Consider the following 4,530-nt stretch of genomic DNA (forward strand, 5'->3'; position numbering starts at 1 on the left):
CCCTCCCTGGTGAACTGTTATGCCGTCATTTTGCGTGTTGTCTGCAAGGCTCCCTACAACAGCAGGCAGGCTTAGGCTATGTTTATTTACAACTCCAACCAGGGCGGCCGGCCTGGTTATGGTGATGTTATAGGTTTTAGTGGTTATGCCATCCTGGGCAGTAACCACGGTTGTTACCAGGTTATCGCCCACATTCAGCGTTATGGTAGCCGGCGAAGCGTTACTGCCGTTTATATAAACAATGGCATTTGGGTCGCTTGCTATCGCGGTTAGGGTAACTGTGCCAACCGTATCAGGTACTATCGTTGTATACTCCACATTAGTTGGTGTTGCGCTTACCAAAGCCAGTGCTGAATGAGGATTTAGTACCAATTCGTTTAACCGGGCATTATTTGAACCCACTTTGTTTACTGTAACATAGTAGGTTTTGGTGGTTACGCCATCCGGCGCTGTTACCACGGTAGTTACAATCGTAGGGCCGCTGTTAAGCGGTATCGCACCAGAAGCGGAACCGTTGATTACCACAGCACCATTTATCGTTGCGGTTGCGCCGGTTCGCAGCCCCGAGGGGGTAAAGGTTACACTGCTCACGGTTGGATCAACAGAGGTTGTGTAATTTACGGTAGTGGTGTTTGAATTGGTAAGAAAAAGCGTCGACCCCGGGTTCATGACCAATGACCCCAATGTGGCATTGTTTGATGCTGTGTGGTTCACGGTAACCAGGTAGGTTTTTGTAGTGCTGCCATCGGCCGCTGTTACCACAGTGGTTACTAAAGTGGGACCGCTGTTCAGCCATATTACTTCTGAAGCAGAACCGTTATTTACAGGTACGCCATTTACCATTACTGTGGCGTTTACATCCTGGGGCGTTGGCGTAAAAGTCACGTTGCTGACAGAAGGGTCAACATTTGTGGTATAATTCACATTATTGGAAGTTGCATTTGCGAGGATGAGCGCTGAACCCGTATTTATAAGCAACGAGGCCAACGTGCCGTTATTTGAACCCGTTCTGTTTACTATTAGCGAATAGGTTTTGGTGGTTATGCCGTCTGCTGCGGTTACTACAGTAGTTATCGCCGTAGGCCCGGTGTTCAGCAATATCGGTGCTGAAGCTGACCCGCTGCTAACCGGTATGCCGTTTATGGTTATCGTAGCGCCTACGTACGGAATTGTTGGGGTTAAGGTAACGCTGCTGACAGAAGGATCTACACCGGTGGTATAATTCATTACGCCCAGCGTTGAGCTTGTATAGATCAGGGGCGAACCCGGGCTAAGTACGAGCGAACTTAAAGCGGCGTTATTTAAAGTGTTATTTACGGTAATATTAAAGGTAGTTGATGCGCCGCTGCAATCTGAACCACCGACAAGTGCTATTCGACCCGCACTATGCGAAAGAGTGATAGTGCCTGTTATTGTATTTGTTGCTGTACTGATTACATTGACCAGGTTTGAAAATGTATAGGAAACATACAAAAGCTTCCCATCGGGGCTGATTGAAAGATTCTCGGGGGCAGCACCCAGCGGGATGACTACTACAGCGTTGGTAGCTGTGTTGAATACCGAAAGCGTATTCATACCGGAGCCGAAGCTTGGACCGACGATATATATCTTGCCGCCATCCGGACTTATCACCATTGAGGTTGGAAATTTTTCGATTGGTGTAGCAGATATAAGCTCGTTGGTAGTCGCATTTACGACACTAATATTGATATCACCCATTAGATATAACCGGCTACCATCAGGACTTATTGCAAGTTGTTTAACATAGGTGGTGTTGGTGATGGTAGATGTGCTGTTGGTTGCAGTGTTTATAACAGCAATAATATTTGAAAGGTAGTTGGTTACATATGCTTTGCCTCCATCCGGGCTTATCGTAATGCTTGTAGGAGAGTTGCTGCTTATGGGTATGGTGGATATGATAGTGTTTGTTGCAGTATTGATAACAGAAACTGCGCCAACATTTGCCGAAGTAGCACCTGCAACATATAAACGGGTGCCATCGGGGCTAAACGCAATAGCACGAGGGTAGTACGCCCCCAAATCAATAGTAGCGGTTTCTGTGTTAGTTGCAGTGTTTATTATGGATATATTTTTGTATACCTGATGTGTCACATAGATGCTGCTGCCATCCGGCATTGCTACGATCTTTGAAGGGCCCGGACCTACCACAACAGTCGCTGCCAGCAAATTTGTTAAAGTATTGATCACCGAAATATTAGAGGGGCCCGGGCTTTCCGTCCCCTGAGTTATATATGCAAATCCGGCTTTTACAGGGGTAGCCGTAATAGTAGCCGTAACCGGGCTGCTGCCCGCATTTAATGCATTAAATGAAGGGATGTTACCTGTCCCGCTTGCTGCCAGGCCTATGCCGGGCGTATCATTAACCCAGTTAAAAGTGTTACCAGTGCCGGTAAAATTAATTGCAGCGGTAGCAGTGCCATCGTTAAGTGTTTGATTTGATACGGAATTAATAGTCGGTATTTCGTTTACGATACCGCTTACCGCCACATTTTGACTGCTCACTCCTGTAGAGGCCAGCACTACATTGCCGGATATATTTCCTGCCGGGGCAGTAGCCGCCGACCGTACATATATCAAAGTCGTATCAACCTTACCTGCTATTTGTGTAAGTGTTACATTGCCGCCATAACCGCTGGCGGCCGATAAGGACATTTCGAAGCCGGTTGGCGCAGTTGCAGTAATATCGCCGGATAAGCCTATACCGGCAACTGTAAACTGCTGGATGTTGGGGCTCGTTGAAGCGAAACCGGCACAAGCAGTAATAATGCCGTCTGGCGTACCGGCTATTATAGTTCGCGGTGCCGGGTTCACCGTTATTGTAAACGTGACCGACACTCCGCTACAACCTGGACCACCAAAAAAATTCCCAAATGACATAGGGGCCTGGCCTACAGGTATGGTTGATATTACTGTGTTAGTAGCTGTGTTTATTACTAAAACCACGTCATTAGCTGTTACGTACAAAAGACCGCTGGCAGGATCTACCTGCGAGTATTCGGCAAATAAACCGACCGGAATAGTAGCTATGACTGAATTGTCAGACGTATTAATTACCGACATTACTGTACTATAGACATTCGTTACATACAGCCTGGTGCCGTCCGGGCTTATAGACACTCCATTTGGACCATCGCCGACATTTATACTTGCCGTTACTGTATTGTTTGAGGTGTTAATAACAGTTATGGTGTGGTAATTAAAATTTGCCACATATGCCCGGTTGCCGTCGGGACTCAATGTTATTTGACTCGCGCCAGCATCTACTCCGATGCTGGCTAGCCGTGCGTTTGTGGCTAAACTTATTACAGAAACCGTATTTGTACGGTTATTAGTTACATATAAGCGTGCACCATCGAGGCTTACAGCTACGCCATAACATCCCGCAGGGGAGGCAAATATAATCCCGGTCACAGTATTGGTCGTGGTATTGATTACAGAAATCGTTCCATCATCATGATTTGCAACATAAACCCGTGCGCCATCCGGACTTATGGCTATCCCCACCGGCAGGGCCCCTACCGGGATAGTGGCAACGACTGAATTGCTGAATGTGTTAATTACGGAAACAGTACCCGGAGACTGTGTTTGAACTACATAAACAAGGCTGCCATCAGGGCTTACTGCTACTCCCTGGATACCCAGCCCGACAGGAATTGTAGCTACAACTGTTTTGGTAATTGTGTTAATTACCGAAACAGTCCCGCTATTTCTGTTTGTAATATAAGCAAACCCCCGTGATAGGGGAGTGGCTGTAATGGTAGCCGTTACCGGGCTGCTACCGTTATTTATAGCAGCAAACGATGGTAAATGGCCTGTGCCACTTGCAGCCAGGCCAATAGCCGGAGTATTGTTAACCCATGTATAAGCACCTGCTGTACCGGTAAAATTTACAGCCCCAGTTTGTGAGCCGCCATTAACGGTTATATTCGGTACCGTATTTATAGTAGCTAATACGTTTACTATACCGCTTACCGCCACATTTTGCCTGCTCACTCCTGTAGAGGCCAGCACCACATTGCCGGATATAACCCCTGCCGGTGCAGTAGCCGCCGACCGAACATACACCGCGGTGCTGCTTACCACGCCGCCTGACTGTGTAAGCGTTACATTGCCGCCATAACCGGTGCCGGAGGCAAGTGATAACTCGAAGCCTGTTGGGGCAGTTGCTATTATATTACCTGTTAAACCGGTGCCTGCAACTGTAAACTGTTGCAGGTTCGGGCTTGCCGAAGCGGTACCCTGGCATGCAGAAATATTGCCGGTAACAGCACCTGCGTTAATAGTTTGTGCTTGTACTTTGGCGAACACGGCAGATAATAATATTATTAAACTCACAGTGAACAGGCGGTGTAGGTTTTTTTTCATAATGTTGGTTTAAAAAGCAGGAAATTTTAATAGCAATTAATACCTCTGCCACTATATATAAACCGGGAGTCGGGGATAAAAAATAAAACCATGCCCATTTACACCGATAAGTGCAGCCTACGGCCTGGGTTGATCAACTTTTAC

Annotated in this window: 1 protein-coding gene; it reads right to left on the reverse strand. The window is 47.1% G+C overall.

The features are described from left to right. A partial coding sequence (locus AC1DU2_RS30715) for a cadherin-like beta sandwich domain-containing protein (RefSeq protein ID WP_477389432.1) occupies positions 1 to 4,386 on the reverse strand: 4,386 nt, incomplete at its 3' end. Positions 4,387 to 4,530: the final 144 nt, after the last annotated feature.

The sequence above is a fragment of the Mucilaginibacter sp. P4_C11 genome (assembly GCF_056402115.1).